Annotated in this window: 21 protein-coding genes and 1 other RNA gene; 9 read left to right on the forward strand and 13 right to left on the reverse strand. The window is 65.4% G+C overall.

Annotated elements, in window-relative coordinates; genetic code table 11:
- Nucleotides 1-37 precede the first annotated feature (37 nt).
- The 8 genes from gcvT to C163_RS25050 all read right to left on the reverse strand — a co-directional run bounded on the left by gcvT (nt 38) and on the right by C163_RS25050 (nt 9,047).
- The gene (gene gcvT / locus C163_RS25015; RefSeq protein WP_025341046.1) at nt 38-1,120 is read right to left on the reverse strand and encodes a glycine cleavage system aminomethyltransferase GcvT; all 1,083 of its coding nucleotides are present in this window, start codon (nt 1,118-1,120) and stop codon (nt 38-40) included.
- 125 nt (nt 1,121-1,245) lie between these two features.
- Nucleotides 1,246-2,868, reverse strand: coding sequence for an iron ABC transporter permease (locus tag C163_RS25020; protein ID WP_025341047.1), 1,623 nt, complete (start codon nt 2,866-2,868; stop codon nt 1,246-1,248).
- Between the two features lie 160 nt (nt 2,869-3,028).
- Entirely contained in the window at nt 3,029-4,030 is a 1,002-nt protein-coding gene (locus C163_RS25025) for an extracellular solute-binding protein (RefSeq protein WP_025341048.1), read from the reverse strand.
- Nucleotides 4,031-4,231: 201 nt separating this feature from the next.
- Nucleotides 4,232-5,449 carry a 2-octaprenyl-3-methyl-6-methoxy-1,4-benzoquinol hydroxylase gene (locus tag C163_RS25030; protein ID WP_177325772.1) on the reverse strand — a complete coding sequence of 406 codons (1,218 nt, stop codon included), beginning with the start codon at nt 5,447-5,449 and terminating at the stop codon, nt 4,232-4,234.
- Nucleotides 5,450-5,458: 9 nt separating this feature from the next.
- Nucleotides 5,459-5,944 (reverse strand): DUF4442 domain-containing protein, encoded by a 486-nt coding sequence (locus tag C163_RS25035; protein ID WP_025341050.1) that lies wholly within the window; start codon nt 5,942-5,944, stop codon nt 5,459-5,461.
- On the reverse strand, nt 5,941-7,140 hold the full coding sequence (ubiH, locus tag C163_RS25040) for a 2-octaprenyl-6-methoxyphenyl hydroxylase (protein WP_025341051.1): 1,200 nt from the start codon (nt 7,138-7,140) through the stop codon (nt 5,941-5,943). Before ubiH ends, C163_RS25035 begins: the two co-directional genes overlap by 4 nt.
- On the reverse strand, nt 7,137-8,471 hold the full coding sequence (gene pepP / locus C163_RS25045) for a Xaa-Pro aminopeptidase (RefSeq protein WP_025341052.1): 1,335 nt from the start codon (nt 8,469-8,471) through the stop codon (nt 7,137-7,139). The genes ubiH and pepP overlap by 4 nt, the downstream gene beginning before the upstream one ends.
- A 21-nt stretch (nt 8,472-8,492) precedes the next feature.
- Nucleotides 8,493-9,047: a YecA family protein gene (locus C163_RS25050; protein WP_025341053.1), complete on the reverse strand. Its 555-nt coding sequence runs from the start codon at nt 9,045-9,047 to the stop codon at nt 8,493-8,495.
- 181 nt (nt 9,048-9,228) lie between these two features.
- Between C163_RS25050 and C163_RS25055 the strand changes: the two genes are divergently transcribed.
- The 4 genes from C163_RS25055 (at nt 9,229) to C163_RS25065 (ending at nt 10,614) form a co-directional block, all read left to right on the forward strand.
- Nucleotides 9,229-9,411 carry a TIGR02449 family protein gene (locus C163_RS25055; RefSeq protein ID WP_029886233.1) on the forward strand — a complete coding sequence of 61 codons (183 nt, stop codon included), beginning with the start codon at nt 9,229-9,231 and terminating at the stop codon, nt 9,409-9,411.
- On the forward strand, nt 9,408-9,728 hold the full coding sequence (locus tag C163_RS25060) for a cell division protein ZapA (RefSeq protein ID WP_003259368.1): 321 nt from the start codon (nt 9,408-9,410) through the stop codon (nt 9,726-9,728). The genes C163_RS25055 and C163_RS25060 overlap by 4 nt, the downstream gene beginning before the upstream one ends.
- A gap of 17 nt (nt 9,729-9,745) precedes the next feature.
- A non-coding RNA gene (ssrS, locus tag C163_RS26920) (6S RNA) lies at nt 9,746-9,925 on the forward strand.
- An 80-nt stretch (nt 9,926-10,005) separates the two neighbouring features.
- A complete protein-coding gene (locus C163_RS25065) occupies nt 10,006-10,614 on the forward strand; it encodes a 5-formyltetrahydrofolate cyclo-ligase (RefSeq protein ID WP_003259369.1) in 609 nt (202 codons plus the stop codon).
- A gap of 18 nt (nt 10,615-10,632) precedes the next feature.
- Here the strand turns inward: C163_RS25065 and C163_RS27395 are convergent, their stop codons facing one another.
- Nucleotides 10,633-10,785, reverse strand: coding sequence for a hypothetical protein (locus C163_RS27395; protein WP_013974724.1), 153 nt, complete (start codon nt 10,783-10,785; stop codon nt 10,633-10,635).
- A gap of 178 nt (nt 10,786-10,963) precedes the next feature.
- Between C163_RS27395 and C163_RS25070 the strand changes: the two genes are divergently transcribed.
- From C163_RS25070 to C163_RS25085, 4 genes are all read left to right on the forward strand, one after another.
- Nucleotides 10,964-11,413 (forward strand): EVE domain-containing protein, encoded by a 450-nt coding sequence (locus C163_RS25070; protein ID WP_025341054.1) that lies wholly within the window; start codon nt 10,964-10,966, stop codon nt 11,411-11,413.
- A 237-nt stretch (nt 11,414-11,650) separates the two neighbouring features.
- Nucleotides 11,651-12,610: an HlyD family secretion protein gene (locus C163_RS25075; RefSeq protein WP_025341055.1), complete on the forward strand. Its 960-nt coding sequence runs from the start codon at nt 11,651-11,653 to the stop codon at nt 12,608-12,610.
- Complete coding sequence (gene rbbA, locus C163_RS25080) at nt 12,607-15,327, forward strand: ribosome-associated ATPase/putative transporter RbbA (RefSeq protein WP_025341056.1); 2,721 nt, start codon at nt 12,607-12,609, stop codon at nt 15,325-15,327. Before C163_RS25075 ends, rbbA begins: the two co-directional genes overlap by 4 nt.
- A 1-nt stretch (nt 15,328) precedes the next feature.
- Nucleotides 15,329-16,441, forward strand: a complete 1,113-nt coding sequence (locus tag C163_RS25085; RefSeq protein WP_025341057.1) for an ABC transporter permease — start codon at nt 15,329-15,331, stop codon at nt 16,439-16,441.
- 169 nt (nt 16,442-16,610) lie between these two features.
- On the opposite strand, the gene C163_RS25090 is transcribed toward C163_RS25085, so the two are convergent.
- The gene (locus tag C163_RS25090; protein ID WP_025341058.1) at nt 16,611-17,015 is read right to left on the reverse strand and encodes a flagellar basal body-associated protein FliL; all 405 of its coding nucleotides are present in this window, start codon (nt 17,013-17,015) and stop codon (nt 16,611-16,613) included.
- A gap of 169 nt (nt 17,016-17,184) precedes the next feature.
- Between C163_RS25090 and C163_RS25095 the strand changes: the two genes are divergently transcribed.
- Nucleotides 17,185-18,162, forward strand: coding sequence for an NADPH:quinone oxidoreductase family protein (locus C163_RS25095; RefSeq protein ID WP_025341059.1), 978 nt, complete (start codon nt 17,185-17,187; stop codon nt 18,160-18,162).
- Between the two features lie 114 nt (nt 18,163-18,276).
- On the opposite strand, the gene C163_RS25100 is transcribed toward C163_RS25095, so the two are convergent.
- From C163_RS25100 to ubiD, 3 genes are all read right to left on the reverse strand, one after another.
- Nucleotides 18,277-18,927, reverse strand: a complete 651-nt coding sequence (locus C163_RS25100; RefSeq protein WP_025341060.1) for a gamma-glutamylcyclotransferase — start codon at nt 18,925-18,927, stop codon at nt 18,277-18,279.
- Nucleotides 18,928-19,172: 245 nt separating this feature from the next.
- A complete protein-coding gene (locus C163_RS25105; protein WP_025341061.1) occupies nt 19,173-20,141 on the reverse strand; it encodes a CDP-6-deoxy-delta-3,4-glucoseen reductase in 969 nt (322 codons plus the stop codon).
- Nucleotides 20,141-21,607 (reverse strand): 4-hydroxy-3-polyprenylbenzoate decarboxylase, encoded by a 1,467-nt coding sequence (ubiD, locus tag C163_RS25110; protein WP_025341062.1) that lies wholly within the window; start codon nt 21,605-21,607, stop codon nt 20,141-20,143. The genes C163_RS25105 and ubiD overlap by 1 nt, the downstream gene beginning before the upstream one ends.
- Nucleotides 21,608-21,616 lie beyond the last annotated feature (9 nt).

The following is a 21,616-nucleotide window of genomic DNA, read 5'->3' on the forward strand; positions in this document are numbered from 1 at the left end:
GATTGGCTCAGCGGTACGCCCGCCGGTTAAAAATTGTTCAGATCAGGATCTTGCCGTGGCGCACGAAGGTCGGTTTGACCACCCGCACCGGGTACCACTTGCCGCGGATTTCCACCTCGGCCCGGTCGCCGGTGGCCATGGGCACGCGTGCAAGGGCAATGGACTTGCTCAGCGTAGGCGAGAAACTACCACTGGTGATCTCCCCTTCGCCAATCCCGGCTACACGCACCACCTGGTGGGCACGCAGCACGCCGCGCTCTTCCAGCACCAGGCCGACCAGTTTTTCCTGCACGCCGTGCTCGATTTCTGCCAGCAGCCCGGCGCGGCCGATGAAATCGCGCTCGGCCGGCTCCCAGGCGATGCTCCAGCCCAGGTTGGAGGTAAGCGGGGTGTGGGTTTCGTCGATGTCCTGGCCGTACAGGTTCATGCCGGCTTCCAGGCGCAGGGTATCGCGGGCACCAAGGCCGCTGGGGGCAATACCGGCACCGACCAGGTCGTTGAAGAAAGCCACGGCCTGCTCGCCGGGGAGGATGATCTCCAGGCCGTCTTCACCGGTATAACCGGTGCGGGCAATGAACCAATCGCCTTCGGCAACGCCTTCGAACGGGCGCAACTCGCGGATCAGCGCGGCACGCGCGGGGCTGAGCAGCGCTGCAACCTTATCTCGGGCGTGCGGGCCCTGGATGGCAAGGATGGCAAGGTCGGGGCGGACCTTGAAGTCCACGGCAAAACCGTCACGCTGCAGCTGCAGCCAGTCGAGCACCTTGGCGCGGGTGGCGGCGTTGGTTACCAGACGATAGCCATCTTCCGTGCGGTAGACGATCAGGTCATCGATCACCCCGCCCTGCGCCTGCAGCAGCGGGCTGTAAAGCGCCTTGCCGGTGTCGTCGAGGCGGGCCACGTCGTTGGCCAGCAGACGCTGCAACCAGGCAGTGGCGTCGCTACCATCGACATCGATCACGGTCATGTGGGAAACATCGAACACCCCGCAATCGCTGCGCACCTGATGGTGCTCCTCGACCTGCGAGCCATAGTGCAGGGGCATGTCCCAGCCACCGAAATCGACCGTCTTGGCGCCAAGCGCCAGGTGCAGGTCATACAAAAGCGTGCGCTGTCCCATGGGTTTCTCCTTCCGGGCGTGGCGAAGCGGCGGCGGTCGATGACGTCGGGTCGTCAGCTCTTCTTGTGTAGGACCCGCCGCGCGAATGCCGCGCATTGTAGCCGCAAGGGCGCGGGCTGGCACCCTCAGTGACTGTGACCGGGTCGACGTGCCGAACGGCGGATCAGGCCGATGACCGGCAGCAGGCCCACCAGCACCAGGGTCAGTGCCGGCAACGATGCACGCGCCCACTCGCCCTCGCTGGTCATCTCGAACACCCTTACCGCCAAGGTGTCCCAGCCGAACGGGCGCATCAGCAAGGTGGCCGGCATTTCCTTGAGCACGTCGACGAACACCAGCAGAGCGGCGCTGAGCACGCCAGGCACCAGCAGCGGCAGATACACCTTGAAAAACAAACCCGCGCCACCGACGCCCAGGCTGCGGGATGCCTCGGGCAGTGACGGGCGGATACGCTCCAGGCTGCTCTCCAGCGGCCCGTAGGCCACCGCGATGAAGCGCACCAGGTAGGCCAGCAGCAACGCCGCCAGGCTACCCAGCAGCAGCGGCTTGCCGGCACCGCCCAGCCAGCTGGACAGCGGGATGACCAGGTGGTTGTCGAGGTAACTGAAGGCCAGCATGATCGACACCGCCAGCACCGAGCCGGGCAAGGCATAGCCCAGGTTGGCCAGGCCTACCCCGGCGCGGATACCGCCCGTCGGCGCCTGGCGCCGGGCAAAGGCCAGCAGCAACGCCACACACACCGTGACCAGCGCCGCCATGCCGCCCAGGTACAGGGTGTGCAGCACCAGGCCGACATAGCGCTCGTCCAGGTCATGCCGGCCGCGCTGCCAGAACCACGCCAGCAGTTGCAGCAGCGGGATGACGAAGGCGCAGGCGAACACCAGCAGGCACCAGCCACTGGCCAGCAACGCCTTGAACCCGCGCAGGTGATACAGCGCCTGCCCGCGCGGCCGCTCGTTGCCGCTGCGGCTGGCCCCCCTGGCACGGCGCTCGCCATACAGCACCAGCATCACCGCCAGCAGCAACAGGCTGGCCAGCTGGGCCGCGCTGGACAGGCTGAAGAAGCCGTACCAGGTCTTGTAGATGGCCGTGGTGAAGGTGTCGAAGTTGAACACCGCCACCGCGCCGAAGTCGGCCAGGGTTTCCATCAGGGCCAGGGCAATACCGGCGCCGATCGCGGGCCGTGCCATGGGCAGGGCCACACGCCAGAACGCTTGCAGCGGGGACAACCCCAGCACCCGCGCCGCTTCCATCAGGCCCTTGCCCTGGGCCAGGAATGCGCTGCGCGCCAGCAGGTAGACATAGGGGTAGAACACCAGCACCAGGACGACGATCACCCCGCCGGTGGAGCGCACCCGCGGCAGGCGCATCGGCCCGAATACCTCGCGCAGGGCGCTCTGCACCGGGCCGGCGAAGTCCAGCAGGCCGACGAAGACGAACGCCAGCACATAGGCCGGGATGGCGAACGGTAGCATCAGCGCCCAGTCCAGCCAGCGCCGGCCAGGGAACTCGCAGAGGCTGGTCAGCCAGGCCAGGCTGACGCCCAGCACGGTGACGCCGATGCCCACACCCACCACCAGCGTCAGGGTATTGCCCAGCAGGCGAGTCATCTGGGTGTCGAGCAGGTGCGACCAGATCTGCAGGTCGATCGACTGCCAGGACAACAGCAGGACGCTCAGGGGCAGGAGCACCAGGGCGGCGACCAGGGTGACCGGGAGGTACCAGCGGCGTTGGGGGGTGTGGGGCAAGGCTTGATTCTCGATTGCGATGGCGACCGCTGCGCGGTCGTTCGCGGGTGAACCCGCTCCCACAGGATCTGCACTGCCTTTGAGGGTTGTGCGGTCCCTGTGGGAGCGGGCATGCCCGCGAAGAGGCCCTGAAAGGCCCCGGAAGGATAAAGCCTGGCGCTTAGTTCCAGCCAGCCCGATCCATCAAGCGAATCGCTTCAGCCTGGCGCTTGCCGGCGATTTCCACCGGAATGCTGTCAGCCTTGAAGCTGCCCCACGCTGCCACTTCTTCCGATGGCTTGACCTTCGGGTTGGCCGGGAACTCCTGGTTGATGTCGGCGAACAGCTTCTGCGCCTCTTCACCTGTCATCCATTCCACCAGCTTCTTCGCCGCCTCCGGGTGTGGCGCATGCTTGGTCAGGCCGATGCCCGACAGGTTCACGTGCACGCCACGGTCACCCTGGTTGGGCCAGAAGATCTTCACCGGCAGTTTCGGGTTCTGGTTGTGCAGGCGGCCGTAGTAATAGGTGTTGACCACGCCCACGTCGCACTGGCCGGCCTCGATGGCCTGGATCACTGCGTTGTCGTCGGAGAACACGTCGGTGGACAGGTTGTTGACCCAGCCTTTGACGATCTGCTCGGTCTTCGCCTCGCCGTGGGTCTCGATCAGGGTGGCGGTCAGCGACTGGTTGTACACCTTCTTCGCCGTGCGCAGGCACAGGCGGCCTTCCCACTGCTTGTCGGCCAGGGCTTCGTAGGTGCTCAGCTCCTGTGGCTTGACCCGCTCGGTGGAGTAGATGATGGTGCGGGCGCGCAGGCTCAGGCCGGTCCAGTCGTGAGACGAGGCGCGGTACTGCGGCGGGATGTTCTGGTCGATGATGTCGGACTTGATCGGCTGCAGGATGCCCATCTGCTCAGCCTGCCACAGGTTGCCGGCATCGACGGTCAGCAGCAGGTCGGCCACGCCGTTTTCGCCCTCGGCCTTGATGCGCTGCATCAGCGGGGCTTCCTTGTCGGTGATGAACTTGATCTTGACCCCGGTCTTGGCGGTATAGGCATCGAACACCGGCTTGATCAGCTCGTCGATGCGCGAGGAGTACACCACCACTTCGTCCGTTGCGTGGGCGGTGCCGCCGAACAGGGTCAGGGCCAGGGCGGCCAGTAGGGGCTTGCGTGGCAACATGGAAAGCACTCCTCGGATCGTATGAGAGGCGCAAATGGTAGTGAATCCCATTTTCCGACTCATCTACATAGGCGTTACCGGATGTTGCAGAGGGGCTGCTGCGCAGCCCATTGCGACACAAGGCCGCTCCTACAAGAGATTGCGTCCCCCTGTAGGAGCGGCCTTGTGTCGCGAAAGGGCCGCAAAGCGGCCCCGACAAGCTCAAGCCTTGGCCAGATCCGGCAGATCACCGCTCAAACCCAGCGCCTGCCGCACGAACAGCGCCTTGGCCTCCGGCATCTGCTCCACCAGCTTCAACCCGCTGTTACGCAACCAGCGCAACGGCAACGGGTTGGCCTGGAACAACCGCTCGAACCCTTCCATCGCCGCCATCAGCGCCAGGTTGTGCGGCATGCGCCGCCGCTCGTAACGGCTCAGCACCTTCACATCCGCCAGCCGCTCGCCACGCTCGCAGGCGTTGACCAGCACTTCGGCCAGCACCGCAGCATCGAGGAAGCCCAGGTTCACGCCCTGCCCGGCCAGCGGGTGAATGGTGTGCGCGGCATCGCCGATCAATGCCAGGCCTTCATCCACATAGCGCTTGGCGTGGCGCTGGCGCAGCGGCACGCACACCCGCGGGTCGGCCTGCAGCACATCACCCAGGCGCCCCTCGAAAGCCCGCTCCAGGGCTTTCAGGAAGGCCGCTTCATCCAGCGCCATCAACTGCTCGGCATGCTCCGGGGTGGTCGACCACACGATCGAGCACCAGTCCTGCTGGCCATCGCGGGTCAACGGCAGGAACGCCAATGGCCCTTCATCGGTGAAGCGCTGCCAGGCCGTGGCCTGGTGCCCGGCGCTGCAACGCACGCTGGTGACGATGGCATGGTGCAGGTAATCCCACTCGCGGGTTTCGCAGCCGGCCAGGCGCCGCACTGCCGAGTTGGCACCGTCGGCCGCGATCACCAGCGGCGCACGCAGCTGGCGGCCATCGGCGAGGGTCAGCAGCCACTCGTCGCCGGAGCGGCGAAGCTGTTCGAGCCGCGCGTTGGGCAGCAGGCCGATGTCGCTGTCATGCAGGCGCTCCAGCAGGCCATCCTGCACCACCCGGTTCTCGACGATGTGGCCGAGCACCTGGGCATGCACGCTGGCAGCCGAGAAGTGAATCTGCCCGGTGCCGCTGCCATCCCACACATGCATGTCCGAGTATGGCGTGGCACGCCGCTGGGCAATGCCATCCCAGGCGCCAAGGCGCTCGAGAATGCGCTGGCTGGCTGCCGACAGCGCGCTGACACGCGGCTCGAACGGGGCCTGGGCATCGAACGGCTTGACCGTCAGCGGGCCGCCGTCGAGCAAGAGGATTTGCAAGCCACTGTGGCGCAACGCCAGGGCCAGGGCGCTGCCGACCATACCGGCACCGACAATCAACAGATCTGCGCGCATTTCCATGCCTTACGCCAGCCTCGCTTGCGGCTTGAGCCGCACATATAGGGTTTTATCGACCCGCGCCACCAGCTCGCCGGCGCCGTCGCGGATATCGACCTGCAAACGCGGCAGGCATTTCTTGCCGGTGGCGGTCTGCTGGCGGATTTCGTCCAGCAATGCGTCATCGACGTGGAGTTCGGCATACACCGGGCCTTTGCCCGGCGAAATGAAATCGATGCTGGCGGCCTTGTCCCAGACGATGTAGTCACGCCCCAGCTGCTCGATCAACAGCAGCATGTAGAACGGGTCGACCATGCCGTACAGGCTGCCGCCGCATTGGGTGCCGACGTAGTTGCGGTTCCAGCGGGTCAGTTTCATCGCCACCTTGACGCTGCGCAGGTCCGGGCTGATGTGCTGCACGCGGATGCCAGCCCCGAGGTGCGGCGGGAACAGGTTCAGCCGCCAGCGCAACAGGCACGCCCGGCGCGCCAGCCTGCGCGTGTCGTCACTCATGCCTGACCTCGCGGATCGGGGCGGGTGCCCAGGCCCATGGCCTGGCGGGCGAACCAGCTTTTGGCCGGTGGCAGCAGGTCGAGCCCAAGCAGGCCAAGGTTGCGCCCGGCGGCCAGCAATGGCTGGCTGCTGCCGAACAGACGGGTGACCTGGTCGGAAAAACCGATGGTCATGGCCTGGTCCAGGCGCTGACGCTGGTGGTAGCCCTGCAACGTGGTCAGGTCACCAGGCTGCTGCGGCCCGGCCAGCAGCGCCTCGGCCAGCGCCTGCACGTCACGCAGCGACAGGTTGAAGCCCTGGCCGGCAATGGGGTGCAAACTGTGCGCGGCGTTGCCCAGCACCACCAGATGCGGCCGCACCTGCTCCTGGGCCTCGATCAGCGACAGTGGGTAGAGGTGCCGCGCGCCGACCTGGCGCAAGGCGCCCAGGCGATAGCCGAACACGCCCTGAAGCTCGCGCAGGAAACTGCGCTCGTCGATGTCGGCCAGGCGTCGTGCGTCCATGCCCTGGCGGGTCCAGACCAGCGCGCAGCGGTTATCCGGCAGCGGCAGCAGGGCCATGGGGCCTTCTTCGGTGAAACGTTCGAAGGCCTGGCCACCGTGGGCCTCGCCCGGGGTGATATTGGCGATCAGCGCGCTCTGTTGGTAGGGCGTGTGGCGCACATGGATGCCTAGCTGTTCGCGCAGGCCGGAGCGGCCACCATCGGCCAGTACCGCCAGGTCGCACTCCAGCTGGGTGTCGTCGTTCAACAGCAGGCGGTAGCCACCTTCGATGGCCTGCATCGCGGTCACCTCCGCCGGGCAGCGCCAGCTCACCACCTCGCTGTCCAGCCCTTGCCACAGGCACTGGCCCAGCCAGGCGTTTTCCACCACGTAGCCAAGCGCCGGCACGCCCTCTTCCAGGGCATCCAGGCGGGTGGCGCCGAAGCGGCCGCGGTCGGATACGTGAATCTGCCGGATCGGCTCGGCGCGATGGCCGATGGCCTGCCACAGGCCCAGCTGCTGGTAGATCTGCTGGGTACCGAACGACAGTGCCGACGAACGCGCGTCGTAGCTGGGCTGGAAGCTGTCACCGGGGGCGAAGGGCTCGATCAGCAGGATCTTCCAGCCTCGCGCTTTGGCCCCCGCCTGCAGGGCCAGAGCCAGGCTCGCGCCCACCAGGCCGCCACCGATGATCGCCAGGTTCACCCGATTCATGCCGCGTCCTTGCGGGCGGCCTGCATCAGCGCCTCGATCTCGGCGACCGTGCGCGGCACGCCCGAAGTCAGGATTTCACAACCTTGCCTGGTCACTACCACGTCGTCCTCGATCCTTACACCAATGCCGCGCCATTTCTTGGCCACGGCCTGATTGTCGGCGCCTATGTAGATGCCCGGCTCGACGGTCAGCGCCATGCCGGGTTCAAGCACCCGCCACTCACCGCCCACCTTGTACTCGCCCACATCGTGCACATCCATCCCCAGCCAGTGCCCGGCGCGGTGCATGTAGAAGGCACGATAGGCCTCGCTGTCGATCAGCGCCTGCACCTCGCCCGTCAGCAGGCCCAGTTCCACCAGGCCCTCGGTGATGACCCGCACGGTCGCCTCATGGGCGTGGTTCCAGTGCTTGCCGGGGGCGATTTCGGCAAACGCCGCTGCCTGGGCCTTGAGCACCAGCTCGTAGATGGCCTTCTGCTCGGGCGAAAAGCGCCCGCTGACCGGGAAGGTACGGGTGATGTCGCTGGCGTAGCAGTCGATCTCGCAGCCGGCGTCGATCAGCACCAGGTCACCATCCTTGAGCGGGGCGTCGTTCTGCTGATAGTGCAGGATGCAGCCATTGCGCCCGGCCGCGACGATCGAGCCGTAGGCCGGCATCTTCGCCCCGCCCTTGCGGAACTCGTAGTCCAGCTCGGCTTCCAGGCTGTATTCGTGCAACCCGGCCCGGCAGGCCTGCATGGCCCGCACGTGGGCCCGCGCCGAGATATCCGCGGCAGCGCGCATCACCTTCACTTCCGCTGCCGATTTATACAGGCGCATGTCGTGCAGCAGATGATCCAGCGCAACGAACTCGTTCGGCGGCTGGGCGCCCAGGCGGGCCTTGGAGCGGATCACGTTGATCCAGTCCATCAGCCGGCGGTCGAACTCGGGGTTGCTGCCCATGGCGCTGTACACCCGCTCACGGCCTTCGATCAGGCCCGGCAGGATCTCGTCGATGTCGGTGATGGGGAAGGCATCGTCTGCGCCAAAATCGCGCACCGCACCTTCCTGGCCGGCCCGCAGACCATCCCACAGCTCGCGCTCGGGGTTGCGTTCACGGCAGAACAGCACGTATTCGCCATGCTCGCGCCCCGGGATCAGCGCAATCACCGCTTCCGGCTCGGGGAAACCGCTGAGGTACTGGAAGTCGCTGTCCTGGCGGTAAACGTGCTCGACGTCGCGGTTGCGGATGGCAACCGCGGCGGCGGGCAGGATGGCGATGCTGTTGGGGACCATCTGCGCCATCAGCGCCTTGCGCCGACGGGCATACTCGGCCTTGGGAATGTGGCTCATGGGCAGACTACCCCCGGTTGATCAGTGCAGCGATGGCTTGGGTGCGGGGGCGGCCGGCTTGGCCAGCTCGGAGAACAGCAGCAACGGCGCCACGCGCAGGTATTCCATGACTTCCATGTAGTCGCTCTCGCCGTCCTCGGATTCCTCGAGGGCTTCCTGGACTTGGGAAATCGCTACCAGGTCCTGCAGCACTTCCTTGGCCTCGTCGGACAGGTCCTTGCCACCGGCATTCAGGCCGAAACCGGTGATGAAGCCTTGGCACCACTGGCCCAGCGCGGTGGCGCGGTCGCTCAGGGCGGCGTCGTCGGAAGGCAGCAGCAGGACAATGGCCATGTCGTCGCTGGTCAGCTCGCCCTTGACCATTTCCTGCAGGCCGACCAGGGCGTTGCGCACGGTGTCACCGGGCTCGGTTTCCAGCAGCTGGGCGGCATCGGCCAGCCAGCCGTCGGCCTCGAAGCCGGCACCGGCGCAGCTGCGGCCGATCAGCAGGCCGTGCAGTTCGGCCGGGGTGACAGGATGACCATTGCTGGACAGCAGCATGGCGAAGGCGATGTAGGGCGATTGGGTATTGGGCATGGGCAGCTAGGCGCCAGACGGCGCAATGACTAGAATGGAGACCTTGTATCCTAGCACCGGCAGGCGCGCCAAGACCATCGGCACTGGCCGTCGCCGCCCAGGGAGAGGCATCATCGCCAGGTGACTCAACGACGGAGCGAATCGAGTGCAACCCACGCAAGAGAACGACCTGCAGGCACTGATGAGCCGATTCGAGTTGCTGATCGAACGTGTCGAGCAACTAAAACGGCAAAATGCACTCCTAGTAGCTCAGGAAAAATCCTGGCGCGAAGAGCGCGCCCACCTCATCGAAAAGAACGAGATCGCCAAGCGCAAGGTCGAGTCGATGATTTTACGCCTCAAGGCTCTGGAGCAAGACTCATGAGTTCAAGCAATAGCGTCACCGTGCAGATCCTCGACAAGGAATATTCGATCATCTGCCCGCCGGAAGAGCGCAACAACCTGGTCAGCGCCGCGCGCTACCTGGACGGCAAGATGCGCGAGATCCGCAGCAGCGGCAAGGTGATCGGCGCCGACCGCATCGCGGTCATGGCAGCGTTGAACATCACCCACGAAATGCTGCACCGCCAGGAAGACCGTAACGATGCCCCGGCAGGCGGCACCACCCGCGAACAGGTGCGCGACCTGCTGGAACGGGTCGACCAGGCACTGTCCGACGACGCGGATACCAAAATCGGCTGAGATTGGTATACTGGCGCCACTCCCTGGGGGATGCGCCAGTCGGTTATGTCCCTGAGCCGATACGCACAACCACGGGGGTTGCACGCTGGGGCCGGTGTGCATGTCCGCCCGACGGAAAGCCTTAACGCCCCCTGCAATCTCCACCTTGAACTTTCGGGTTCAAGGGCTACACCGATAGCGGTCTTATCGGGGAGCCTGAATTCTCTTGCCCGCCCCCTTCCGGCGGGCAATTCGTTTTGGCCGACCACGTCGGCCAGCACCTGGGATCGCCCGTGCCATGACCGACACCGCGCAGCTCACCCGCCCCCAGCTCCGTCGCCTGCTCCGCAATGCCCGCCGCGCCCTTACCCCTGCCCAGCAACGCCAGGCCGCCCTTGGCCTGTACCGCCAGCTGGCGCAGCACCCGCTGTTCCGACGCGCCCGGCATATTGCCCTGTACCTGCCCAACGACGGCGAGATCGACCCTTACCTGCTGCTGCGCGAAGCCCAGCGCCGCGGCAAGCGCACCTACCTGCCGGTGCTGCACGCCTGGCCGCGCACGCGCATGGTGTTCCAGCGCTTCGAGCAGGGCGAGAAGCTCAAGCCCAACCGCTTTCGCATTCCCGAGCCGGTCACCGAGCGCAAGCGCCAGCGCCCGATCTGGTCGCTGGACCTGATCCTGCTACCGTTGGTCGGTTTCGACGAAGTGGGCGGTCGCCTGGGAATGGGCGGTGGTTTCTATGATCGCAGCCTGGCCTACCAAGCACGTCGCCAGACCTGGAAAAAACCATTGCTGTTGGGGCTGGCACATGAATGCCAGAAGGTCGAGCGGCTGGCTCAGGCCAGTTGGGATGTACCGCTGCAGGGGACGGTCTCGGACCGTGGCTGGTACCTGGCGCCGCGTTGAGCGGCGCCGGCGGGGGCATCAACGTTGCGGCTGGCTGGCGTCGACCGGCATCTGATAGGCGTTGTCCAGCTTGCGCTCCCAGATACCTTGCGCATAACCGGTCGTGACCACACCCAGGCCGAAAATGAACACCAGGATCCACAGCAGATCCGGCTTGTTACGTTGATTCATCGAAGATTGCCCCCCAGGCAAACTGTTCAGGCTCGGCAATTTTCTGGGTATCGCCGGAGCATCGCGCTTTAAACGGGGCGCATTTTCCGACAACCTGCGTCTGCACGCAAACCTTGACGCCAACCGACTGTCGGTTTCATGCAACAGGTTATTTCAAACCTTTTCAGGAGCAGCACCCATGGCCTACTGGCTGATGAAATCCGAGCCCGACGAGCTCTCCATCGAAGCCCTCGGCCGCCTCGGCGAAGCGCGCTGGGACGGCGTGCGCAACTACCAGGCGCGCAATTTCCTGCGGGCCATGAGCGTTGGCGACGAGTTCTTCTTCTATCACTCCAGCTGCCCGCAGCCGGGCATCGCCGGCATTGCCAGGATCACCCGCGCCGCCTACCCCGACCCGACCGCGCTGGACCCGCAAAGCCACTACTACGATGCCAAGGCCACGGCCGACAAGAACCCGTGGAGCGCGGTGGATGTGGCCCATGTGCAAACCCTGCCACGGGTGCTGGAGCTGGGCTGGCTGAAACAGCAGGCAGGCCTGGCCGAATTGCCGCTGGTGCAGAAGGGCAGCCGCCTGTCGGTGATGCCGGTAACGCCAGAGCAATGGGCGGTGATTGTCGCTTTGCGTTGAAACTGCGACTAAGGTCAGATCTTGCTGACCGGCGCGGTCCCCTGTAGGAGCGGCCTTGTGTCGCGATGGGGCGCACAGCGGCCCCGGGATATCAGCGTCACCCCATGAATTGCCGGGGCTGCTTTGCAGCCCTTTCGCGACACAAGGCCGCTCCTACAGGGCCTTTGATTGATATCAACACATCGCCAATGGCCGCAGGCCATGATGCAGTGTGCATGACCGCAAGGATGCAGACCGATGAACCGATACGCCCCAAGGATCTTCGCCACCGCGCTGATCGCCCTACTCGCAACAGCCGGTGGGCTGGGGTACTGGAAGTCGCTCCACGACCAGCTGCCCGGAGGCCTGAGCATGGGCAACGGCCGCCTGGAAGCCACCGAAGTGCAGATCGCCAGCAAAATCCCCGGCCGCCTGGCCGAAGTGCTGGTCGACGAAGGTGACAAGGTAACTCGTGGCCAGCTGCTGGCGCGCATCGACACCCGTACCATGGAAGCCCAGCGCAGCCAGGCCGAAGCCGAAGTGCTGCGCGCCCGGGAAAACTACGCCGCCGCCCAGGCCAGCGTGCAGCTGCGCCAAAGCGAACTGCTGCTGGCCAGCCAGGAGCTCAAGCGCGTGCGCGAGATCTTCCAGCGCAAATACGCCAGCCAGCAGTTGCTCGACCAACAGCAGGCGCGCTTCGACACGGCCAACGCCGCCGTGGTCGCCGCCCGCGCCCAACTGGCGGCGATCAAGGCCGCCATCGGCGCCGCCGAGGCCCAGGTGGCGCAGCTCACCAGCGAAATCGACGACAGCAGCCTGCGCGCACCGATCGACGGCATCATCCAGCTGCGCCTGGCCGAGCCCGGTGAAGTGTTGGGTGCCGGCGGCCGCGTACTGATGCTGATCGACCCCAGCGACCAGTACATGAACCTCTACCTGCCCGCCTCCACCAGCGGCCGGCTGACCGTCGGCGACCAGGCGCGGATCGTGCTCGACGCCCTGCCCGAGCGGGCGCTGCCGGCGAAGGTGGCCTTTGTCGCGGCCAAGGCCCAGTTCACCCCCAAGCAGGTGGAAACCCGCGACGAGCGGCAGAAGCTGGTGTTCCGGGTCAAGCTGCGCCTGACCGACCCGGGCGCCGTGCCGCAGGCCAAGCCGGGCATGCCAGGCGCCGGCTATGTCCGCACGGCTGAGGTGGACTGGCCGGCCAACCTGCAATGAACGCCCCGGCACTGCTGGCCGAGGGTATCAGCCATCGCTACGGCGATCTGGTGGCCCTGCACCCCCTCGGGTTCAGCCTGCCGGCGGGCACCCGTTGCGCGCTGATCGGCCCTGACGGGGCTGGCAAATCAACCCTGCTGGGGCTGATCGCCGGCGTCAAGCGCCTGCAACAGGGCGAACTGCAGGTGCTGGGTGGCTCGATCCGCCAGCGGCGCCATCGCGCGGCGCTGTACCCGAAAGTGGCATTCATGCCGCAGGGGCTGGGCAACAACCTGTATCCGGAGCTGTCGATCAGCGAGAACATCCGCTTTTTCGCCACTCTGTTCGGCCTCGGCCGCCGCGAATGCGAACAGCGCATGGCCAACCTGCTGCAGGCCACCGACCTGCAGCGCTTTGCCGAGCGCCCGGCGGGCAAGCTGTCGGGCGGCATGAAACAGAAGCTGGGCCTGTGCTGCGCGCTGATCCACGAGCCGGACCTGCTGATCCTCGACGAACCGACCACCGGCGTCGACCCACTGTCACGGCGGCGTTTCTGGGAGCTGGTCGAACAGGTGCGCGCGCAACGTCCGCAACTGACCCTGCTGGTGGCCACTGCCTACATGGAGGAGGCCGAACAGTTCGAGCATTGCCTGATGCTCGATGGCGGCCGCCTGCTGGCCGCCGGCCCCAGCCATGAGCTTGCCGCAGTCACCCCCAGCGGCAAGCTGGACGACGCCTTCACCCATTACCAAGGCGCGGGCAAGGCACAACACCCTCCGCTCATCATTCCACCGCGCCCGGCCACTGACACCTCGGTCGCCATCGAGGCCCACGACCTGACCCTGCGCTTTGGCGATTTCACGGCAGTGAACAAGGTCAGCTTCGCCATTGGCCGCGGGGAGATCTTCGGCTTCCTGGGCTCCAACGGCTGCGGCAAGACCACCACCATGAAAGTGCTCACCGGCCTGATGCCGGCCAGCGAAGGCAGCGCCAGCCTGCTCGGTCGCCCGGTGGATGCCAGCGACCTGGCCACGCGCAAGCGGGTCGGTTTCATGTCGCAGAGTTTTTCGCTGTATGGCGAGCTCAGCACCCGGCAGAACCTGACCCTGCATGCCCGCCTGTTCGACCTGCCCAAGGCCGAGAGCGCCCAGCGTATCGACGAACTGATCGAGCGCTTCGACCTGGGTGCCATCGCCGACCAGCCATCCGGCGCCCTGCCCCTCGGCCTGCGCCAGCGCCTGTCACTGGCGGTGGCGGTGCTGCACCGCCCGGAAGTGCTGATCCTCGACGAACCCACCTCCGGCGTCGACCCGGCTGCCCGTGACGACTTCTGGCGCCTGCTGGTGGAGCTGTCACGCGAGCAGGGCGTGACCATTTTCCTTTCCACCCACTTCATGAACGAAGCCCAACGCTGCGACCGCATCTCGCTGATGCATGCAGGCCGGGTGCTGGCCTGCGACACGCCGGGTGCTCTGCAACGCCAGTACCAGGGCAACACCCTGGAAGACGCGTTCGTACGCTGCCTGGAACAAGCCCAGGAACTGGCGCCGCAAGCCACCGACAACGCCGTGCTGGAACAGGCCGCCACGCCTGCGCCGGCGCTGCGCCAGGGTTTCAGCCTGCGTCGCCTGCTGGCGGTGGCCAGCCGTGAGGGCAAGGAGCTGCTGCGCGACAAGGTACGCCTGGCCTTCGCCCTGCTGGGAGCGGTGTTCATGATGGTGATCTTCGGCTATGGCATTTCGCTGGATGTGGAAAACCTCGCCTTCGCCGTACACGACCAGGACCAGAGCCCGCAAAGCCGGGCCTACCTCGAAGCCTTCCGTGGTTCACGCTATTTCGCCGAACAGGCGCCCATCCGCGATACCCGCGAAATGCACCAGCGCCTGCAGCGCTCGGAAATCAAACTGGCGCTGGAAATCCCCCCCGGCTTTGGCCGCGACCTGTACGCCGGGCGTCAACCGGTGGTGGCTGCCTGGCTCGATGGCGGCATGCCGTTCCGCGCGGAAACCAGCCGCAACTACGTGGAAGCCGTGCATCAGGCCAACCTCGAGCAGTTGGCCAAGGCCAGCCCACAGCCGCAGCCGCGCCAGGACCTGGTGCGCCTGGAAACCCGTTTTCGCTACAACCAGGATGTGGTCAGCGTGAACGCCATCGGCCCGGGGGTAATGGCGCTGATCCTGGCCTTCATCCCGGCCATGCTCACCGCGCTGGGTATCGTCCGCGAGAAAGAGCTCGGTTCCATCACCAACTTCTACGCCACACCCCTCACCCGCCTGGAGTTTCTGCTTGGCAAGCAGATGCCCTATCTGGCCGTGAGCCTGGTCAACCTGGCGTTGCTGGTGGCGATGAACCGCTGGCTGTTCGCCGTGCCGCTCAAGGGCAGCGTGCTGGCCCTGGCCTGTGGCGGCGTCGCTTACCTGCTGGCGACCACCAGCCTGGGCCTGTTGATCTCGGCCTTCACCCGCACACAGATCGCCGCCATCCTGGGCACCATGATCATCACCAGCCTGCCGACCATCCAGTTTTCCGGGCTGATCGTGCCACGCTCGTCGCTGGACGGCGCGGCGGCGGTGATGGGCCAGCTGTTCCCGGCGGGCTACTTCCTCGACATCGCGGTCGGCACCTTCACCAAGGCGCTGGGCCTGCGCGAACTGTGGCCGCAGTGCCTGATCCTGCTCAGCTTCTTTGCCGTGTTCACCGGCCTGAGCCTGGCCATGCTGAAGAAGCAGGAGGCCTGAGATGTCGCGCCTGAACCACACCCTGCGCCTGGGCCTGAAAGAGCTGACCAGCCTGCGCCATGACAGCGTGCTGCTGTTGTTCCTGCTGTATGCCTTCAGCGTGGCCATCTACATGCCCGCAGCCGGCTCGGTGATCGGCGTGCACAACGCCAGCGTCGCGGTGGTGGACGAAGACCACAGCCTGCTGTCACGCAAGCTCGGCGAAGCCCTGCAACCACCCGAATTCCAGCCCGCCGTGCCGCTGGCCCCGGGGCGCCTGGACCAGGCCATGGACAGCGGCCAGTACACCTTCGTGATCAACGTGCCGGTGAATTTCCAGAGCGACCTGCTGGCCGGGCGCTCGCCGGAACTGCAGATCAATGTCGACGCCACGGCCATGAGCCAGGCGTTCATGGGGGCCGGCTATATCGGCCGCATCTTCGAACGCGAGTTGCTCGACTACAGCCAGCGCAACAACACACAGAGCCCGGTGGTAATAAACGCCAAGGCCCTCTTCAACCCCAACCTGGAGGGTGGCTGGTTCCTGGCGGTGATCCAGATCGTCAACAACATCACCATCCTGGCGATCATCCTCACCGGCACCGCGTTGCTGCGCGAGCGCGAGCACGGCACCCTCGACCACATGCTGGTGCTGCCGCTGACCGCGCTGGAAATCATGCTGGCGAAAATCGCCAGCAACGCGCTGGTGGTGGTGATCTGCACCTGGATTTCGCTGGTGGTGGTGGTCAAGGGCGCGCTTGGCGTGCCGCTCTCCGGTTCGATGGGCCTGTTCCTGGCCGTGACCGCGCTGTACCTGTTTGCCAGCACCGCACTGGGCATCTTCCTCGCCACCCTGGCGCGCTCGACGCCACAATTCGGCCTGCTGGCAATCCCGGTGATCATCCCGATGCTGTTGCTGTCCGGCGGCAGCACACCGCTGGACAGCATGCCGCAGTGGCTGCAGTGGGTGATGCAAGGGTCGCCGTCGACGCACTTTGTCAGCCTTGGCGCCGCAATCCTGTTCCGTGATGCCGGCTGGACGGTGGTGTGGCCGGACATCCTGGCGCTGGCCGTGATCGGGCTGGTGTTCTTCGGTGTGGCGCTGGCGCGGTTTCGCCGAAGCCTGGCGTCTTGATGATGCTCAGGCTCAGCGGGCACTTGTAGGAGCGGCCTTGTGTCGCGAAAGGGCCGCATAGCGGCCCCCGGATTTCGGCTATACCGCATCAATTGCCAGGGGCTGCCATGCAGCCCTTTCGCGACACAAGGCCGCTCCTACAGGGACCGAGTTAGTCAGACAAAGTGGATCACTGCACGATCAGGTTGTTGAACAGCAGGTCTTCAACGATCGGCTTGCCCTCTTCGGCTTCCATCACCTGCTGCACCTGTTTCAGCGCTTCCTGGCGAAGATGCTCCTTGGCTTCGACGTTGCTCATGCTGTCCACCGACTGTTGGGTGAACAGGGCCACCAGCTGGTTGCGGATCAGCGGCTCGTGGTGCTTCACCGCCTTGGCGGCTTCGTCGCCAGTCACGCGCAGGGCCACATCGGCCTTGTACACGCGCAGCCGCGGGCTGCCGTCGAGGGCGTAGTTGCCGACAAAGGGCGGGCTCAGGCTGATGTAGGCGACTTTCGGCGCCCCTTCCTTGGCTTCCTCGGCCATGGCCGCAGCCGGCAGCAGCAGCGCCAGCACCATCAAGATCCACGCTTTCACGAATTTGCTCCTCAATACAGTTGGCGCCAGCTTACCCAGCATGCCGCTCAAACCCAAGCCCGGGCTTGTGCCGCCACTTATGCCTGCACATCAGGGCGCCCCATGCTCGTTGACCGGGCAGGCGGCACTCCTACACTTATCGGCCACGACCCGCAAAGGAATAGCCCCGATGAAAGCTGTGTTGTGCAAAACCCTGGGCCCGGCGCGCGACCTGGTGCTGGAAGAGGTGGCCAGCCCGGTGCCGAAGAAAAACGAGATCCTGCTGGATGTGCAGGCCGCCGGGGTCAACTTCCCCGACACCCTGATCATCGAAGGCAAGTACCAGTTCCAGCCACCGTTGCCGTTCTCCCCCGGCGGCGAGGCAGCGGGCGTGGTGGCCGCCGTCGGGGAAAAGGCCGGCGCGTTCAAGGTCGGCGACCGGGTCATGGCGCTGACCGGCTGGGGTGCATTCGCCGAGCAGGTGGCGGTGCCGTTCTACAATGTGCTGCCGATCCCGCCGAGCATGGACTTCACCACCGCAGCGGCATTCGGCATGACCTACGGCACCTCCATGCACGCCCTGCGCCAGCGCGGCCAGTTGCAGGCGGGCGAGACCCTGCTGGTGCTGGGCGCGTCCGGCGGCGTCGGCCTGGCGGCGGTGGAGATCGGCAAGGCCATGGGCGCGCGGGTGATCGCGGCCGCCAGCAGTGCGGAAAAACTGGCCGTGGCCAAGGCAGCCGGCGCGGATGAACTGATCGACTACAGCCAGGCCAGCCTGCGTGACGAGATTAAGCGCCTGACCGGCGGCCAGGGCGTGGATGTGATCTACGACCCGGTGGGTGGCGAGTTGTTCGAGCAGGCAGTGCGCGGGCTGGCCTGGAATGGCCGGTTGCTGGTGGTGGGTTTTGCCAGCGGGACCATCCCGCAGCTGGCGGCCAACCTGGTGCTCCTCAAGGGCGCGGCGGTGCTCGGGGTATTCTGGGGGGCGTTTGCCCAGCGTCAGCCGGAGGACAATGCGGCCAACTTCCGGCAGCTGTTTGCATGGCATGCCGAAGGCAAGTTGAAGCCGCTGGTGTCGCAGACTTATCCACTGGCTGAGGCAGGGGCTGCCATTGAAAAGTTGGGGCAGCGTCAGGCTGTGGGTAAGTTGGTGGTGCTGGCCAGGTAAGACAGTTCCGGCCTTTTCGCGGGCACGCCCGCTCCCACAGGAATACCATGCCGTTCGAGGCTGTGGTGATCCTGTGGGAGCGGGCGTGCCCGCGAAGAGGCCGGTGCAGGCTAATCAAACTTCGCGCAGGTTATGGCAGCGCCTGAACCGCGCCTCCAGGTTGCGATCGGGCATCTGGTGGCTGCGCAGGGCATTCAAGGTCTGTTCGACATAATCACGCGTGGTGCCATAGCGCCCCTTGGCACTGGCCAGGATCTGGCTGAGCAGGGTGTCCGGCAGGTTCCCGGCATAGCACGGCAGATGCCGCTCCAGCACGAAGCCCAGGGCCTGCACCTTGCTGCCATCACCCAACCGGCAACTGAGCCAGTGCGGCCGGTACGCCGGGTACGGCATCTCGCGCTGCCACAGGGCCATCAGCGACTCGTCCAGGCTGCTTTCATCCAGCCGGTAGGCAAAACCACTGCAGGAGCCCCCACGGTCCAGGCCGAACACCAGCCCAGGGGTTTCCGGGGTGCCGCGGTGTTCGTGCGACCACAGGTACAAACCACGGTGGTAACCATGTACCCGCGCGCGTTGGCGCTCCACCGAGTTGCACTCCGGTCGCCAGATCAACGAACCATAGGCGAACAGCCACACCGGCCCACCCTGATGGCGAGACATGGTTGTCTTCATGGAATTGAACAACTGTTCGCGAGTATGTTGCTGACCGAAGTCGAGTGTCGGTGGATATGAAACTTCCCAGGACATACTTTCAAGTGCCGACATAAGCTGCCGCCATTATCCCTGTGAACTACGGATGTAGCGAGATTCGATTACGATGCGCCCCCAGCCTCTGTACCAAGGGCGCTTGCAGTAACCATAGGACAGAAATGCAGGAATACTCAAGCCCTCGCGCCAGAGTTTCATCCGCGCTCCCGACGACTGGAAAGTACTGTTTCGACAACTGTGAAAGTTATTAGCCAAGGCGGTAACAATTACCGCCTTATACCCATACTTTCAAACTTCGGTTATTAGCCGCGTGGTGCGTAGGCAAACACATCGGCGCGCATGCGGTGCGCATCCATGCCGGCTTCGACCAGGGCGTCGAGAGTGGCATAGATCATGTTCGGCGAGCCGCTGGCATATACATGCACGCTGTTGAGGTCGGCGATGTCCTCGCAGACCGCCTCATGCAGCATGCCGCAACGGCCTTCCCAGCCGCACAGGTCGCTGACCACCTGATGCAGGAACAGGTTGGGCAGGCGCTGCCATTCGTCCCAGTGCTCGATCTGGTAGAAGTCCTCGGGCCGGCGCACGCCCCAGTACAGGTGCACCGGGTGCTTGAAACCCTGAGCCCGGCAATGCTCGACCAGGCTGTGCATCTGGCCCATGCCGGTGCCAGCAGCGATCAGCACCAGCGGCCCGTCGGGCAACTCGGCCAGGTGGGTGTCGCCGAACGGCATTTCGATGCGCGCCAGGCCGTCGCGCTTGAGCTGCTCGATAAGTTGCACCGCACTGGGCTCGCGCGCCAGCACATGCAGCTCCAGCTCGCGCCCGGCATGGGGTGCGGAAGCCAGCGAAAACGCTGCCTGCTTGCCGCCTTCGCGCTCGATCATCAGGTACTGCCCCGCGTGGTAGCGCGGCGGCCTGCCAGCCGGCGCGCGCAACCGCACGCGCCAGACGTCGCCACCGACCTCGACGCACTCACTGACACTGCACGCCAGTTTGCGCACCGGCAACTCGCCCAGGGCGAGCACACCATCCCAGAGCAACACGCAGTCCTCCAGCGGTTCGGCAATGCAGGTGAACAGCTCGCCATGGTCGCGGACTTCACCGTCCTGGCGTACCCGGCCTTCGACCAACAACGCGGCGCAGACATGGCAATTGCCATTGCGGCAGCTGTTCGGGCAGTCATAGCCCAGCCGCCGCGCTCCATCCAGGATCCGTTCCCCGGGTTCGAGCGCCAGCACCGCCCCGGACGGCTGCAACGTTACCTGCATCAATCTATTCCCAACTGATCCCACAGCTCATCGATACGGCGGGTGACGGCTTCGTCCTTGACGATGACCCGTCCCCATTCGCGTGTAGTCTCGCCCGGCCACTTGTGCGTGGCGTCCAGGCCCATCTTCGACCCCAACCCGGATACCGGCGACGCGAAGTCCAGGTAGTCGATCGGGGTGTTGTCGATCATCACCGTATCACGCTTGGGGTCCATGCGTGTGGTGATGGCCCAGATCACATCGTTCCAGTCGCGGGCATTGATATCGTCATCGGTGACAATAACGAACTTGGTGTACATGAACTGTCGCAGGAACGACCACACACCCAGCATCACGCGCTTGGCGTGGCCCGGGTACTGCTTCTTCATGGTCACCACCGCCATGCGGTACGAGCAGCCTTCCGGCGGCAGGTAGAAATCGACAATTTCCGGGAACTGCTTCTGCAGGATCGGCACGAACACTTCGTTCAGCGCCACGCCGAGGATCGCCGGCTCATCTGGCGGGCGGCCGGTATAGGTGCTGTGGTAGATCGGTTTCTGCCGGTGGGTGATGCGCTCGACGGTGAACACCGGGAAGCTGTCCACTTCGTTGTAGTAGCCGGTGTGGTCGCCGTACGGGCCTTCCGGCGCCATTTCGCCCGGGTGGATCACACCTTCCAGGATGATTTCGGCGGTGGCCGGTACCTGCAGGTTGCTGCCCCGGCACTTGACCAGTTCGGTACGGTTGCCGCGCAGCAGGCCGGCGAAGGCGTACTCGGAGAGGGTGTCCGGCACCGGGGTCACGGCGCCGAGGATGGTGGCCGGGTCAGCGCCCAGGGCCACGGCGACCGGGAACGGCTGGCCAGGGTTCTTCTCGCACCATTCGCGGTAGTCCAGGGCCCCGCCACGGTGGCTGAGCCAGCGCATGATGACCTTGTTGCGGCCGATCACCTGCTGGCGGTAGATGCCCAGGTTCTGGCGGTCCTTGTTCGGGCCGCGGGTGACGGTGAGGCCCCAGGTGATCAGCGGCGCCACGTCGCCCGGCCAGCAGTGCTGTATCGGCAGAGCGCCGAGGTCGACATCGTCCCCCTCGACCACCACTTCCTGACATACCGCGTCCTTGACCACTTTCGGCGCCATCGACACGACTTTCTTGAAGATCGGCAGCTTGGACCAGGCATCCTTCAGGCCCTTCGGCGGCTCAGGCTCCTTGAGGAAGGCCAGCAGCTTGCCGATTTCCCGCAGTTCATCGACCGACTCGGCGCCCATGCCCATGGCAACGCGCTCCGGGGTGCCGAACAGGTTGCCCAGCACCGGGATGTCGAAGCCGGTGGGCTTTTCGAACAGCAATGCAGGGCCCTTGGCACGCAGGGTGCGGTCGCAGACCTCGGTCATTTCCAGGACGGGGGAGATCGGAACCTGGATGCGCTTGAGCTCGCCGCGCTGTTCCAGGCCACGGATGAAGTCGCGCAAGTCGCGATACTGCATGCAGGAGCC

This window comes from Pseudomonas sp. FGI182, from assembly GCF_000511325.1.
Taxonomy (GTDB): domain Bacteria; phylum Pseudomonadota; class Gammaproteobacteria; order Pseudomonadales; family Pseudomonadaceae; genus Aquipseudomonas; species Aquipseudomonas putida_Z.